The 14,328-nt window shown below is 69.1% G+C and carries 14 protein-coding genes; all 14 read left to right on the plus strand.

Features of this window, described 5'->3' with window-relative positions; genetic code table 11:
* The first annotated feature begins 172 nt into the window (after positions 1 to 172).
* Entirely contained in the window at positions 173 to 1,546 is a 1,374-nt protein-coding gene (locus OXG79_02740) for a glycerate kinase (GenBank protein MCY3782684.1), read from the plus strand.
* A 3-nt stretch (positions 1,547 to 1,549) separates the two neighbouring features.
* Positions 1,550 to 2,221 (plus strand): LysM domain-containing protein, encoded by a 672-nt coding sequence (locus OXG79_02745; protein ID MCY3782685.1) that lies wholly within the window; start codon positions 1,550 to 1,552, stop codon positions 2,219 to 2,221.
* Between the two features lie 168 nt (positions 2,222 to 2,389).
* A complete protein-coding gene (locus OXG79_02750; GenBank protein MCY3782686.1) occupies positions 2,390 to 4,408 on the plus strand; it encodes a hypothetical protein in 2,019 nt (672 codons plus the stop codon).
* Between the two features lie 446 nt (positions 4,409 to 4,854).
* A complete protein-coding gene (locus OXG79_02755) occupies positions 4,855 to 5,064 on the plus strand; it encodes an AtpZ/AtpI family protein (protein MCY3782687.1) in 210 nt (69 codons plus the stop codon).
* Positions 5,065 to 5,067: 3 nt separating this feature from the next.
* A complete protein-coding gene (atpB, locus tag OXG79_02760; protein ID MCY3782688.1) occupies positions 5,068 to 5,907 on the plus strand; it encodes a F0F1 ATP synthase subunit A in 840 nt (279 codons plus the stop codon).
* Positions 5,908 to 5,931: 24 nt separating this feature from the next.
* On the plus strand, positions 5,932 to 6,162 hold the full coding sequence (locus OXG79_02765) for an ATP synthase F0 subunit C (protein MCY3782689.1): 231 nt from the start codon (positions 5,932 to 5,934) through the stop codon (positions 6,160 to 6,162).
* 38 nt (positions 6,163 to 6,200) lie between these two features.
* A complete protein-coding gene (atpF, locus tag OXG79_02770) occupies positions 6,201 to 6,710 on the plus strand; it encodes a F0F1 ATP synthase subunit B (protein ID MCY3782690.1) in 510 nt (169 codons plus the stop codon).
* Positions 6,707 to 7,249 carry an ATP synthase F1 subunit delta gene (gene atpH / locus OXG79_02775; protein MCY3782691.1) on the plus strand — a complete coding sequence of 181 codons (543 nt, stop codon included), beginning with the start codon at positions 6,707 to 6,709 and terminating at the stop codon, positions 7,247 to 7,249. The genes atpF and atpH overlap by 4 nt, the downstream gene beginning before the upstream one ends.
* A gap of 15 nt (positions 7,250 to 7,264) precedes the next feature.
* Entirely contained in the window at positions 7,265 to 8,797 is a 1,533-nt protein-coding gene (gene atpA, locus OXG79_02780) for a F0F1 ATP synthase subunit alpha (protein ID MCY3782692.1), read from the plus strand.
* A 140-nt stretch (positions 8,798 to 8,937) separates the two neighbouring features.
* Positions 8,938 to 9,804 carry an ATP synthase F1 subunit gamma gene (gene atpG / locus OXG79_02785; GenBank protein ID MCY3782693.1) on the plus strand — a complete coding sequence of 289 codons (867 nt, stop codon included), beginning with the start codon at positions 8,938 to 8,940 and terminating at the stop codon, positions 9,802 to 9,804.
* A 14-nt stretch (positions 9,805 to 9,818) separates the two neighbouring features.
* Entirely contained in the window at positions 9,819 to 11,222 is a 1,404-nt protein-coding gene (gene atpD / locus OXG79_02790; protein MCY3782694.1) for a F0F1 ATP synthase subunit beta, read from the plus strand.
* A 167-nt stretch (positions 11,223 to 11,389) separates the two neighbouring features.
* Positions 11,390 to 11,812, plus strand: a complete 423-nt coding sequence (locus tag OXG79_02795) for a F0F1 ATP synthase subunit epsilon (protein ID MCY3782695.1) — start codon at positions 11,390 to 11,392, stop codon at positions 11,810 to 11,812.
* 10 nt (positions 11,813 to 11,822) lie between these two features.
* Entirely contained in the window at positions 11,823 to 13,154 is a 1,332-nt protein-coding gene (gene murA, locus OXG79_02800; protein ID MCY3782696.1) for a UDP-N-acetylglucosamine 1-carboxyvinyltransferase, read from the plus strand.
* Positions 13,155 to 13,291: 137 nt separating this feature from the next.
* A complete protein-coding gene (locus OXG79_02805; protein ID MCY3782697.1) occupies positions 13,292 to 14,326 on the plus strand; it encodes a rod shape-determining protein in 1,035 nt (344 codons plus the stop codon).
* Positions 14,327 to 14,328: the final 2 nt, after the last annotated feature.

Here is a 14,328-nt window from a genome sequence, read left to right on the forward strand (position 1 = left end):
TTCCGTTGCCTGCGCGGGCGCGCGGGTTTCAAGGACCTTGAGTAATGTTACGGCCCTTGACCATTTCCCGAGGGCGGTGGGGTGCGGCACGGTAGGCCGTCCGCGCCATGGCCGCTTGCCGGCTTTCCCCTCACCCCGACCCTCTCCCATTGGGAGAGGGAGCCGGCGGCGCGTGGATGCGTACACTCGACCGCACCGCGCATTTACCGGGGGCCGGACGCTGGATTCGAAGCTGCGCGCGCAGCTAGTGGAGATCGGGCGCGCGGGGATTGCCGCCGTGGACCCGGCAGCGGCGGTGACGGCCATGGTGCGCGCCGACGCCGAGGCGCTGCACGTCGGCGACACGGCCCTGCCGTGGGCGGGAATCGACCGCGTCGTGATCTTGGGCGCGGGTAAGGCGAGCGCCCGAATGGCGGTGGCCCTCGAAGCGCAACTGGGCGACCGCGTCGGCGGCGGGCTCGTCATCGTCAAGGACGGCCACGGGGCGCCGACGGCCACCGTCGAGATCGTGGAGGCGTCCCACCCCTATCCCGACGAGCGGGGTGAGCGCGCGGCGGGTCGCCTGCTGGCATTGGCGCAGCAAGCCGGCCCGCGCGACGTCCTGCTGTGCTGCATCTCGGGCGGCGGGTCGTGCCTCACGCCCGCGGCGGCGCCGGGCGTATCGCTCGAGGCGCTGCAGCAGCTCACCGACCAGCTGCTGCGCAGCGGCGCGACAATCAATGCCATCAACGCGGTGCGCAAGCATCTCTCGGTGATTCACGGCGGGCGGCTGGCGGCGGCGGCGCACCCGGCGCGAGTGGTGGCGCTGATCCTGAGCGACGTCGTGGACAATCCGCTGGACGTGATTGCCTCGGGGCCAACGGTGCCGGACCCGACGACCTATGCCGACGCGCTACGGGAGCTGGACACCCACGGTTTGCGCGAGACCGCGCCCGCGCCGATCCGCGAGCATCTCCAGCGCGGCGCGGCGGGACGGGAAGTGGAGAGTCCCAAGCCCGGCGACGCCCGGCTCGCGGGCGTGCGCAACGTGATCATCGCCGACAACGCGCTGGCGGCGCAGGCGGCTGTGCAGGCGGCGCGCGAGAGAGGCTTCGACGCGCTGCACGTCACGTCGGCGGTGGAAGGGGAAGCCCGGGAATTCGCGCTGACACTGGCGGGGACGGCCCGGGACATCGCCCGCCACGGGCGGCCGGTGAACCGGCCGGGATGCGTGGTGTTCGGCGGCGAGACCACGGTGACCGTGCGCGGCGAGGGCACGGGCGGCCGCAACCAGGAGATGGCCCTGGCGGCGGCCATCGCCTTGGAGGGGACGACGGGCGCGGCGGTGATGGCGCTGGCGACCGACGGGACCGACGGCCCGACGAGCGCCGCCGGCGGCCTGGTCGACGGCGGGACGGTGGCGCGCGCGCGCGCCGCGGGCATCGATGCCGCCCGCGCCCTGGACGACAACGACTCGCACGCGTTCTTGTCGGCCGCCGGCGACCTGATTGAAACGGGGCCCACGCACACGAACGTCAACGACCTCTACGTTGCGGTTGGCTGGTAGCTGATGTCGCAAGAACCTGCGCCGCCTCCCGACGTCGAATGGGTGAAGGTTTCCGGCCCGGACGCGCTGGCGCCGCTGGACCGGCATTGGATTCGCCTCTTGCGCGTGGCGCTGCTGGCCGCGGCCGTGCTCATTGCCTGGCGCATCCTGGCGTGGCAGGAAGACTCCTACCAGCTCGCCGCCGCCGGGGCGCCGGCCGCGCAGACGAATGCCGGGTCCATGGTCACCGCGCCGCCGATTCCCGAGACGCCGGTGCCGACGGCCGTGCCGGTGGTGGTGATCTCACCCACGCCCACGCCGACGATAGCGCCCACGCCCACACCAACCGCGCCGCCCACGCCCACGCCCAAGACGCATACGGTCCGGCCGGGGGAGTACCTGTCGGTAATCGCCGGCTTCTACGGCGTGAGCATGGGCGCGATTCTGGAGCTCAACAACATCCCGGACCCCGACAATCTGCCGATTGGGCAGGTGCTGCTCCTGCCCCCGGACGCGGAAGTGCCCGCCGAGGCCGAGCTCCCGGCGACGTATATCGTGCAGCCCGGCGAAACGCTGAGCACCATTGCCGTGGCGCTGGGCGTGACGGTTGAAGAGTTGATTGCCGCCAACGACATCCCGGACCCCAACAACATCTTCGTCGGGCAGGAGCTCAACGTGCCGGGCGGCGGGTCGTGAGCCGGGTAGGATTGTTGCGGGCGGCGGACGCCCGTAGACTGGCGGGGCTCGTCGAGCGACCGTTGGCGTCGACTCTGGCGCCGGAACACCACGCCTTACCCACCGGATGTTGAACATCCGCACTTACGCCTGCCGGACGGGGCCTTGAGAAAGAGGAGACAGACGTAGATGGCAGCGACAAGCGACGACGCGCCACGCGTCAATGAATGGCAGCGCGTCGGCGGCCGCGCCGGCGGCACGATCACCGCCATCGCCGGCGCCGATCAGGGCGAGGGCGCGCGGCGGCTCTTCGCCGGGACGATGTCCGGCGTCTACGTGTCGGACGATGGCGGCGACTCGTGGCGGATTTCCAACCGCAACCTCACCAGCCCCTACGTGCAGGCGCTGGTCGCCTCACCCGCGGTGAGCGAGGACGGCACCGTCTTCTTGGGCGTGGTCGGCGGCGGCGCCTTCAAGTCGTTCGACCGCGGCGACACGTGGAATAAGCTGGCCTTCTGGAGCACCATGCCCAACGTGGTGGCCATCGGCCTGTCCCCGGCCTACGACACGGACCGCATGGCCTTCCTGGGCAGCGACGCCGACGGCGTGTTCCGGTCGACGAACGGCGGGCGGAGCTGGAATCCGTCCAGCAGCGGGCTCACCGGGCTGTCGGTGCAGGCCGTCGCGGTCTCGCCAAACTTCACCAACGACCAGATGGTCTTCGCGGGCATCGTGGACGGGGGGCTGTGCCGCTCCACCGACGCCGGTCGGACCTGGACGCAGCTAGGCAAGTCGACCGTCGGCACCGCCACGGTGCAGGCGGTGGCGCTGTCGCCCGCGTTCACCGACGCCCGGGTGGTGGTAATCGGCACCGAAGAGCATGGCCTCTGGCGCTCGACGGACGGGGGGCGTCGCTGGACCGCCATTGAGGACGTGGCGTCGCAGTCGATTAACGCCGTCACCATGTCCCCGAACTTCGGCGAGGATCAGCTCGTCGTGGCAGGGACCGGCGACGCCGGCGTGCTGGTGAGCACCGACGCCGGGGAGACCTGGACGCTGCGAACGGTCGGCGACGAGGTGGGCGCCGTGCTGAGCGTGTCGGTGACGGTTGACGACGGCGAGACGACCATTTGGGCCGGCACCTACGAGACCGGTCTCTATCGGTCGACGGACCTGGGCGAAACCTGGGAAGCGGCCAACAACGGCATCACGAGCCAGAATTGGGTCACGCTGGCCCTCAGCCCGGCCCTGGCCCGCGACGGGACCATGTTCGCCGGCGGAACCGGGACGGGAGTGTTCCGGTCGACCGACGGCGGCGAATCGTGGGCGCCGGTCACCGAGGACTACGCCGAGGCCGACGTGACGGGCCTGGCCGTTTCGCCAAACTACCAGCGTGACCGCATCGCGTTTGCCGCGACCAGCATCGGGCTGCTGCGCACCACGGACGGCGGCGACGAGTGGCGCGAGATGGACCGCGGCATCGACACCGAGGAGATTCGCGCGGTTGGCGTGTCCTCCACCTATGCGCGCGATCGGACGGTGTTCGCGGGCGGCCCGCTGGGCCTGGGATACAAGAGCACCGACAACGGCAATTCGTGGACGCAAATTGACTACGAGTTCGACGGTGAGACCATTGCGGCCATCGCCACCGGCCCCGACTTTGCCAACGATCAGACGGTGTTCATCGGAACCCTGGGCGAGCGCACGGCGGCGGTGCACCTGAGCCGGGACGGCGGGGCGACCTTCGAGCGGTTCGTGGAGCACGACTCCGCCTCGCCGTGGATCGCGCTGGGGATTCCGGCTTCCTTTACCCCGGAGGATCAGTGGTGGATGTTCGCCACGGCGGGCCAGGTGTTCAAGCCGGCGGAGCGCATTTCGGATACCTGGAGCGGCACCTTCCCCGCGAGCCGGCGCTCAGCCGTGCTGGCGGTGGTGCCGGCGCCGGTGCCGGACGACGAGCGGGTGTTTGCCGCCACCAGCGCCGGGGTCTACCGCAGCGCGACGGGCGGCGCGTCGTGGCAGCCGATCAACGAGGGCCTGAGCAATCTGGCGGTGCTCACGGTCGTCGCGTCACCGCATTTCGCCGAGGACCAGAGCGTGTACGCAATGGCGCTGGGCGGCGAGATCTGGCGCTGGGTCGACGAGCCGCCGGAGGCGGAGGACGAAGCCGTCGCCGGCGACGCGGACGCGGCCGGCGACGGGGAGTAAGCGGCCTCTTCAGCGGAGGTTGCGAGCTCCAGATTCCTCGCTGCGCTCGGAATGACAGGTCCTGGACGGCGGCCCGCGCTGCGTGCCGCGTGGGACCGGTTTCGGACGGACATCCCAGGCTGCGCGCAGCCTGGGCCACCGGATTTCGGGCGGTTGCTCTACCCGACGATCGAGTAGAGCCAGGTGCCCAGCACGAGGCTCAACGTGGCCAGGGTGAGCAGCACCACGAGCCCGGTGCGTGACACTCGCCAGGAGGTCGGCCGCTCGATCATTGGCAGTGGTCCTTGGGTGGATTGGGGATGGGTCGCTGGGTGCACTTTAGGCACGCGGGGCGGCGAGGGCAAGAGGGCGCGGCGCGTTGTTGGGCCAGGACGCCTCTGCTAGACTTGCCCGGCTCGCGAGGGTGTGAATGTTTTCACAAAGTCCTCGGATCGGACTGAGTCGCGATGGGCCTGCTGCGCGCGGCGGCGCTGGCACTCCAGTTCGGCTCGCTGGTCGGGGCAATGTTCATTGTGGGCATCCTCGGGGGTCGGTGGCTCGATGAGCGGTTGGACCTCAGCCCGCTCTTTTTGCTTGTGGGATTGATGCTCGGTCTCGTCGGCTCGGCCTACGTCTTCTACCGGATCATGTCCGCGTTGTCGCGCGGGGATCGCTAGCGCATGGCCGCCGTTAATCCACCTCCGGTCGACGCCATCAGGTTCGCCGGAAACGGCGAGGAGCTTGCTCCTCACATCAGCGCGGCGGCCGAGCCCCTGGGCCACTTTGGGCCCTTCACGTTCACCAACTCCATGCTGATGATGTTCATCACCATGGCCCTGCTGCTGGTGGTGGCCTGGCTGGCGTCGCGGCGGATCCGCCAGGATCCGGAGGGGGCGCTGGTGCCCGAAGGCCTGCAAAATGCGGCCGAGGCGGTGGTCGAGTTCCTCGACGAGCTAGTGCAGTCGACGGTGGGCAAGACATACGCCCAGCGCCTGCTGCCGATCGGGGCCACCTTCTTCATCTTCATCCTGGTCGCCAACTGGTTCAGCCTGATCCCGGGCATCGGCACCATCTGGCTGGTGGTCCCGGACCCGCACGACCCGGCGCACGAGATCGCCGCGCCGATCTTCCGACCGGCGACCGCCGACATCAACATGACGCTGGCGCTGGCGATTCTGGCGTTCCTCGTCATCCACGGCTCGGGCATCCGGGCGCACAATCCAGTGGGCCACATCAAGGAGATGTCCCAGGTCGCGCTGCTGGCGCCGGTGTTCATCCTCATCGAGCTGTTCGTGGTCATTTCGCTGTCGTTCCGACTCTTCGGCAACCTGTTTGCCGGGGAGGTAGTGCTGAATGGACCGATCCTGGCGGGATTCGCGCTGGGGCATATCCCGCTGATCGGGGTCGTGTTCCTGGTACTTGAGTTACTGTTCGGGCTGGTTCAGGCCGTAATCTTTTTCATGCTCAGCATGGTGTTCACGGGACAAGCCGTGGCTGAGTCGGGTCACGAGGCGCACTAGACGCCGCGAGGAGGGGTTGGACGCATGGAAGAAGCTGCAAACCTGGCACCGTTGGGCGCCGGGTTGGCAATTGGCATCGGCGCCATTGGGCCGGGCCTGGGAATCGGTCTTGGGGTGCAGGCGGCCATGAACGCCATCGGTCGTAATCCAGAGGCCGCCGGCGACATCCGCAATACGATGATCGTGGGTCTCGGCTTGGCCGAGGCCATCGGCATCTACGCGTTCATCATCGGCATCCTTTTGGCGTTCGGCTAGGACGGCGACCGCTGCAAGCGTAGGCGGAGGCGACGCTGATGGACGGGTTAATCAACTCACTGGGGATCAGCGGCTGGAACATTCTCTTCCAGCTGGTGAGCTTCGTGATTTTCTTGTATCTGATGCGGCGTCTGCTGTTCGGACCGATCACGCAGATGCTGCGCCGGCGCCGCGAGCGGATCAGCGAGAGCCTGCAGGAGGCGGAATCGCTGCGGGGGCAGGTCGAGCGCGAGCGAGCGGAGTTTCAGGCCGAGCTCGCCGACGCCCAGGCCGAAGCCCAGCGGATCCGCGACGAGGCCGCCCGCAGCGCCGAGGCGCTGCGCACCCGCGAAGTCGAGCGCGCGCGCGAGGAAGCGGAACGGCTGCGCAGTGACGCCCGCGCGGAGATCGACCGATCGCGGGCGCAGGTCCGCGAGGAGCTCCGCCAAGAAACGGCGGAGCTGGTGTTGAGCGCGACGGCCAGCGTGCTGGATCGCTCCATCGACGATCCCGAGCACCGCCGCCTGGTGCAGGAAGCCCTGGCGGACGTCGACGGGGGCGCCCGGTGAGACAGGGCGCAGCCGCGCGCCGACGCCGCGCCCGCACCTACGTGCAGGTCGTGGTCGCCGCAGCGCAGCGCGAGGACTCCTGGGACGACTGGGAGAGCGACCTGCGTACGCTGCGGGCCATTGCCGATGACGACTCCGTGCGGGGGTTTCTCGAGAACCCGGGGACGCCGCTGGCCGAGCGACTGGACCTGGTCGACCGCGTGGCCCGGTCTTCCGTGAGCGTGAACGGCCTCGGGCTGCTGCACGTGCTGGTGACGAGCCGGGACGTGGACGCGCTGCCGGAGATCGAGCGCGGGTTCTTGCGCGTCGCCGACCGCGAGCGCCGCATGGACCGCGTGCACGTGACCACGGCGGCGCCGTTGCAGGACACCGAGACGGAAGAGTTGCGCCAGCGGCTGGCCCAGCCGGGCCGCCGGCTGCACCTCACCACCACGACCGACCCCGCCCTGTTGGGCGGCTTCGTGGTGCGACGCGGCGACAATGTTTTGGATTTGAGCGTGCGCGCCCGGCTGCAATCGCTGGGCCGAGCGTTGCGCTAGGCGCGAGGAACGCGAATGTCTATCAGCCCGCAAGAAATCGCAGACGCCCTACGGCGAGAGATCGAGGGTTTTCAGGCCAGCGCCCAGCAGGCCAACGTGGGCAACGTGCTCGAGGTCGCCGACGGCGTCGCGCAGGTCACGGGCATCTCCGAGTGCCTGGCGGGCGAGCTGCTGGAGTTTCCCGGCGGCGTGATGGGCATGGCGCTCAACCTGGAAGAAGACACCGTGGGCGCGGTGATCCTCGGCGATTACCTGACCATCGAGGAAGGCGACGAGGTGCGCACCACCGGCCGCGTGGCCGAGGTGCCCGTGGGACCCGAGATGCTGGGGCGCGTGGTGAACGCGCTGGGCGAAGCGGTTGACGGCAAGGGGCCGATCACCGCCAGCGACACGGACGTGATCGAAAAGGTGGCGCCCGGCGTGGCGCTGCGCCAGGACGTGGACACGCCGGTGCAGACGGGCATCAAGGCCATCGATGCCATGATTCCGATCGGCCGCGGCCAGCGCGAGCTCATCATCGGCGACCGCCAGATTGGCAAGACCGCCATCGCCCTGGACACGATCATCAACCAGCGCGGCGGCGACCTGATTTGCATCTACTGCGCCATCGGCCAGAAGGAAAGCGCCGTGGCGCAGGTGGTGGCCTTGCTACAGGAATACGGCGCGCTGGAGCACACCATCGTCGTGGCCGCCACCGCCAGCCAGCCGGCGGCGCAGCAGTACATCGCGCCGTTTGCGGCCTGCACCATGGGCGAATACTTCCGCGATCGCGGCCAGGACGCGCTGGTGATCTTCGACGACCTCACCAAGCACGCCTGGGCCTATCGCCAGGTGTCGCTGGTGCTGCGCCGCCCACCGGGTCGCGAGGCCTACCCGGGCGACGTGTTCTACCTGCACTCACGGCTGTTGGAGCGGTCGGCTCGCATGCACGACGACCAGGGCGGCGGATCGCTGACGGCGCTGCCGATCATCGAGACGCAGGAAGGGGACGTGAGCACCTACATCCCCACCAACGTCATCTCGATTACCGACGGGCAGATTTACCTGGAAGCCGACCTGTTCAACGGCGGCATCCGACCGGCCATTAACGCCGGGCTGTCTGTGTCGCGGGTGGGCGGCGACGCGCAGATTCGCGCCATGAAGCAAGTGGCCGGGCAGCTGCGGCTAGGCCTGGCGCAGTACCGCGAGGTGGCGGCGTTTGCGCAGTTCGCCTCCGACCTTGACCGCGCCACGCGCAACCAGCTCGAACGCGGGGAGCGCTTGACGGAGCTGCTGAAGCAGCAGCAGTTCGTGCCGGCGCCGATCGAGGAGCAGGTCTGCATCATTCACGCGGGCACCTCCGGCGCGGTGGATGCCGTGCCAACCGACAAGGTCGCGGACTTCGAGCAGGAGCTGCTCGACTTCCTGCGCTCGGGCCACGCCGAGCTCTTGGGCCGAATTCGAGAGTCGAAGGAATTGGGCGACGACGACGAGGCCGCGCTGGACGCGGCGATCGCCGACTTCTCGGCCAACACGTTCTCGGGCCGCGCCGCGATGGCCGGCAGCTAGGAAAGCCCCTAGTGACTACGGTGCGTGCGGCAATCGAACGGAGTGGCCCGGCGGACCCGGTTGAGGGCTTGTCCGGAAGACCCCCATCCCAACCTTCCCCCTCGAAGGGGGAAGGGGTTGACGCAGAGGACAGCTAGCCGATGGCCAACCCGCTGGAGCTGCGGCGCCGCATTCGGAGCGTCGAAAACACCCGGCAGATCACCCGGGCCATGCAGCTCGTGGCGGCGTCGCGCATGCGCCGCGCGCAAGACGCGGCGGACGCCGCGCGACCCTATGCCCAAGAGGTGCTCGGGCTGATGCAGCAGCTCGTGGCGGCCACCGGCGACGACCTGCTGCCGCCGATGCTGCGAACGCGACCCGTGGAGCACTCCGCCTACGTGGTGATGACGACGAACCGCGGACTGTGCGGCGCGCTCAACACCAATGTCGTCCGACAGGCGATGGAAGACATCGAGGAGTCGCGGGCCAGCGCGGAAGTGTCGGTAATCGTGATCGGTCGGCGCGGGCGCACGTCGCTGGCGCGGCTGGTGCCCATGCAGGCGGCCTTCACCGACATTTCGGACCGGCCGACCGCGGCGGACATCATCCCCATTGCCCGGATGGTGATGGACGGCTACCTGGCGGGCGACTTCGATGAGGTCCAGATCGTGTACCCGGAATTCGTGAACACGCTGACGCAGCGACCGAAATCGCTGCGCCTGCTGCCCGTCGTGCTGCCGGAGGACTCCGATCCCCGCGACGCCGACGTGATCTTCGAGCCGGACCCGGCCACGGTGCTCGAAGCGCTGGTGCCTCGGTTCATCGAGACGGTGCTCTACGAGACGCTGCTCGAGCTCACGGCCAGCGAACACAGCGCGCGCATGGTGGCGATGCGCGCGGCCACGGAGAACGCCAGCGAGCTCATCGACGCCCTGGGGCTCACCTACAACAAACTGCGGCAAGCCAAGATCACCAGCGAGATCATCGACATCGCCTCCGGCGCCAACGCGCTGGCACAGCGCGCGTGAGGGAAGGATTGGAAATGGCGAGCGGACGCATCGCACAAATCATCGGGGCCGTCATCGACGTCGAGTTCCCGGCCGGCGAGCTGCCGGCGCTCTACAACGCGCTGGAGGTCGAGGCCCCGGACCGCGACGACCGCGTGGTGCTGGAAGTCGAGCAGCACGTCGGCGACGGCCGGGTGCGCTGCGTCTCCATGCGCCCGACCGAAGGCCTGAGCCGCGGACTGCCGGTGGCCGACCTGGGTGGACCCATCTCCGTTCCGGTCGGCGCGCCCACGCTCGGGCGGGTCTTCGACGTGACCGGCGAGCCCATCGACGGCAAGGGCGACGTGGTCACCGAGACGCGGTATCCGATTCACCGGGCGCCGCCGCCGCTGACCGAGCAGACGACGCAGGCGGAGGTGTTCGCCACCGGGCTGAAGGTCATCGACCTCATCGCGCCCTTCACGCGCGGCGGCAAGACCGGCGTATTCGGCGGGGCGGGCGTGGGCAAGACGGTGATCATCATGGAGATGATCAACAACATCGCCGTGCAGTACGGGGGCTACTCCGTGTTTTGCGGCGTCGGCGAGCGCACGCGCGAGGGCACCCAGCTCATCCGCGAGATGACCGAGGCCGGCGTTATCGGCAACGCCTGCATGGTGTTCGGGCAGATGAACGAGTCGCCCGGCGCGCGCCTGCGGGTTGGGCTGGCCGGCCTGGCGCTGGCCGAATTCTTCCGCGACGAGGAGGGGCGCGACCTGCTGCTCTTCATCGACAACATCTTCCGCTTCACCCAGGCCGGCTCCGAGGTATCGGCGCTGCTCGGGCGAATGCCGTCGGCGGTGGGCTATCAGCCGTCGCTGGGCACTGAGATGGGTGAGCTTCAGGAGCGCATCACGTCGACCACCTCGGGCTCGATCACCTCGCTCGAGGCAATCTACGTGCCCGCGGACGACTACACCGACCCGGCGCCGGTGACGACGTTCGCCCACCTGGACGCCACGATCCGGCTGGAACGCTCCATCGTGGAACGCGGCATCTACCCGGCGGTGGACCCGCTGACGAGCACGTCGAAGATCCTCGACCCGCGCATCGTGGGCGAGCGCCACTATGACGTGGCGCGCGGGGCGCAGCAGGTGCTGCAGCGGTTCAAGGACCTGCAGGACATCATTGCGATCCTGGGCATCGAGGAGCTCTCGGAAGAGGACCGCCTGACGGTGGTGCGCGCGCGCAAGATCGAGCGCTTCTTCTCCCAGCCGATGAACGTGGCGGAGGCCTTCACGGGCCAGCCGGGCGTGATCGTGCCGGTGGAGGAGACGATCCGTGGATTCGAGGAGATTCTCGCGGGCGAGCATGACGAGTTGCCGGAACAGGCGTTCTACATGGTGGGAACGATCGAGGAGGCCGTGGCGAAGGCCGAGCAGCTCGCGGCCGAAGGCTAGGCGCGGCGTCAGGCAACGGAATGCACCCTCACCCTAACCCTCTCCCATCAAGGGAGAGGGGACCCGATGGTGGCCGCGGAACGGGAAGCCACTCGATGCTGTTAAACGTCGTGCACGACCAAGCGGCCCGCGCAAGGCGCTCTGATATTCTCGACGAGGAGGCGTAGATGGCTGGGTTGACCCTCACCGTCGTCTCGCCGGAGCGGGAAGTTCTGCGCGAGGACGACGTCGAAATGGTCGTTGCGCCCGGAATCGACGGCGAGCTCGGGCTGATGCCGCGCCACGCCCCGCTGGTGACTCAATTGCAGGCCGGCACGCTGCGCTATCGCAGCGGCGGCGATGAACGCTTTCTCACCATCCTGGGCGGATTCCTCCAGGTGATGGAGGACACGGTGACGGTGCTCGCGGACGGCTCGGAGCGGTCCGACGAGATCGACGTGGAGCGGGCCGAGCGCGCCCGCGCCGAGGCGCTGCGCGAGCTGGAGGAGGCGCGCGTGGGCGGAGACGACGCGACGGTGATCCGCGCACGGCTGGCCCTGCTGCGGGCGCTGGCGCGCATCCGCACCGCGCAACGGGCAGGGCGCGGCTAAGGCCGGCCCCGTGGCCGCAGCCCTGGCCGACGCCGCCACGACCACGCCCGCCACGCGGGTCGCGATCACCGGCGGGCGGTCGCTGCGGGGCGCCTATCGCGTGCCCGGCGCCAAGAACGCGGTGCTGCCCATGATGGCCGCGTGCCTGCTGACCGAGGAAACCTGCGTCATCGAGGACATCCCGCTCATCACCGACATCATGGTGATGGCCGAGCTGCTGCGTGGACTCGGAGCGCAGGTGGAGATCGACACCGAGCGCCGATCGGTCGCCATCACCGCGGGCGGCGTGCACTCAACCCGTCCGGATCCGCGGCTGGTGCGCGCCATGCGAGCCTCGTTCCAGGTGACCGGGCCGCTGCTCTCGCGCTTCGGGCGCGTGGACTGCCACGCGCCGGGCGGTTGCCAGCTCGGCACGCGCCCGGTGAACGTGGACATCGAGGGCTTCGAGGTCATGGGAGCTTCCATCGCGCTGGGCGGCGGCGTCTACCAGGCGGTGGCCGACCCGCTGGTCGGCGGCCAGGTCTACCTGGACTACCCGAGCCACACGGGCACGCAAAACCTGCTGATGGCGGCCACGCTGGCCAGCGGATACACGACCATCGTGCACGCGTCGCGCGAGCCGGAAGTGATCGCGCTGGTGCACTTTCTGCGCAGCATGGGCGCCGAGATTCACGGCGAGGGCACGAGCACGATCGGCGTGCAGGGCCAATCGCGGCTCTTCGGCACGGTGGCGCGCGCGATCCCGGACCGGATCGTGGGCAGCACGATGGCGGTGGCGGCGGCCATCAGCGCCGGCGACGTGGAGTTGCTCAACGTGCGTCCCGACCACCTGCAGCCGGTACTGGTGAAGCTGGCCGCCATGGGGGTGACGCTTCACGAAACCAACCGCTCGGTGCGGGTCACGGGCAGCCCGATGCTCAGCGCCACGGCCATCCAGTGCATTCCGTTTCCGGGCTTCCCCACCGACGTGCAGGCGGCCATGGGGACGCTGATGACCCAGGCCCACGGCGAAAGCTCCATCATCGAGCGCGTCTACGACGGCAACCTGGGCTATTTCGGGCAGCTCCAGCGCATGGGCGCCGACGTGACGGTGGAGGGCCCAACGGCCCGCATCCGGGGCCCATCGCCGCTCACGGCCTGTGAGGTGCGGCTGTGGACCGACATTCGCGCCGGCGCGGCCCTGCTGCTGGCGGGGCTGGTGGCGCACGGGACGACGGTGCTCGACGACGCGGAGATTATCCAGCGCGGCTACCAGGACCTCCCCGGCGACCTGCAAGAGCTTGGCGCCGACATCACGGTTGAGCGCCGCCCCCGTCCGGCGGCCACGGCGACGGTAGGCTAGGGAAAGTCCGAACGACCCCTCGTGAGGGCAGCGCACGCAGCAATCCGGCGGGGTGACCGACTCGCCGCATTTGGGCTGTCAGTTGTTGACCCCCATCCCAACCTTCCCCCTTCAAGGGGCAAGGGGTTTCATCGGAGATTGCTCAAATGTTCCGATCCCTAAGCTCGCAGCGGCTTGGGGTCGACCTCGGCACCGCCAACGTGCTGGTCTACCTCGTCGGCGAGGGCGTGATCATCGACGAGCCGTCGGTGGTCGCGGTGTCGGTGCAAGACCGACGCATCGAGGCCATCGGGCACGCGGCGCGCGAGATGGTGGGACGCACGCCCGGCAGCCTGCGCGTCATGCGCCCGCTGCAAGACGGCGTGATCGCCGACTACCTGATCACCGCGGCCATGCTGCGCTACTTCATCGAGCGCGCGGCGGGCCGCCACCGCCTCTTCCGGCCCGAGGTGATGGTGGCGGTGCCCACGGGCGTGACCACGGTGGAGCAACGCGCGGTGATGGACGCGGGCATCGCGGCGGGGGCCAAGCGCGTGCACCTGATCCCGGAGCCGCTGGCGGCGGCCATCGGCGCCAACGTGCCCATTTCCCACGCCTCCGGAAGCATGGTGGTGAATCTTGGCGGGGGAACGACGGAGATCGCGGTGATCTCGCTCAACGACATCGTGGCCGACTGCTCGGGGTCGCTGCGCGTCGGCGGCAATCGCCTGGACGAGGCCATTCGCACCTACATCAAGCGCAAATACAACCTGATGACGGGCGACCGCACGGCGGAAGCGATCAAGATGCGCATCGGCAGCGCCATCGTGCTGGAACCCGCGGAAACCATGGAGGTGCGCGGGCGCGACCAGATGCAGGGCCTGCCGCGCACCGTGACGATCACCTCGGACGAGATCACCGAGGCCATCGCCGAGCCGGTCGACCAGATCATCCGCGGCGTTCGCAGCGTGCTCGAGGCGACCCCGCCCGAGTTGGCGGCCGACATCATCGACAAGGGGCTGGTGATGACCGGCGGTACGGCGCTGCTACGTAACCTGGACAAGCTGGTGGCGCGCGAGACCGGTGTGGCCGTGCACGTGGCGGAGACGCCCCTGCTGTGCACCGTCCGCGGCACCGGGATCGCCTTGGAGCACTTCGACGTGCTGCAAAAGATCGTAATCTCGCACCCGTAGCA

It is taken from the genome of Chloroflexota bacterium (assembly GCA_026706485.1).
In the GTDB taxonomy this organism is placed as follows: domain Bacteria; phylum Chloroflexota; class UBA11872; order UBA11872; family UBA11872; genus JAJECS01.

Coding starts and splice junctions, on each gene's coding strand:
- OXG79_02745 (MCY3782685.1), top strand. CDS start 1,550: ATGTCGCAAGAACCTGCGCCGCCTCCCGACGTCGAATGGGTGAAGGTT.
- OXG79_02750 (MCY3782686.1), top strand. CDS start 2,390: ATGGCAGCGACAAGCGACGACGCGCCACGCGTCAATGAATGGCAGCGC.
- OXG79_02755 (MCY3782687.1), top strand. CDS start 4,855: ATGGGCCTGCTGCGCGCGGCGGCGCTGGCACTCCAGTTCGGCTCGCTG.
- atpB (MCY3782688.1), top strand. CDS start 5,068: ATGGCCGCCGTTAATCCACCTCCGGTCGACGCCATCAGGTTCGCCGGA.
- OXG79_02765 (MCY3782689.1), top strand. CDS start 5,932: ATGGAAGAAGCTGCAAACCTGGCACCGTTGGGCGCCGGGTTGGCAATT.
- atpF (MCY3782690.1), top strand. CDS start 6,201: ATGGACGGGTTAATCAACTCACTGGGGATCAGCGGCTGGAACATTCTC.
- atpA (MCY3782692.1), top strand. CDS start 7,265: ATGTCTATCAGCCCGCAAGAAATCGCAGACGCCCTACGGCGAGAGATC.
- atpG (MCY3782693.1), top strand. CDS start 8,938: ATGGCCAACCCGCTGGAGCTGCGGCGCCGCATTCGGAGCGTCGAAAAC.
- atpD (MCY3782694.1), top strand. CDS start 9,819: ATGGCGAGCGGACGCATCGCACAAATCATCGGGGCCGTCATCGACGTC.
- OXG79_02795 (MCY3782695.1), top strand. CDS start 11,390: ATGGCTGGGTTGACCCTCACCGTCGTCTCGCCGGAGCGGGAAGTTCTG.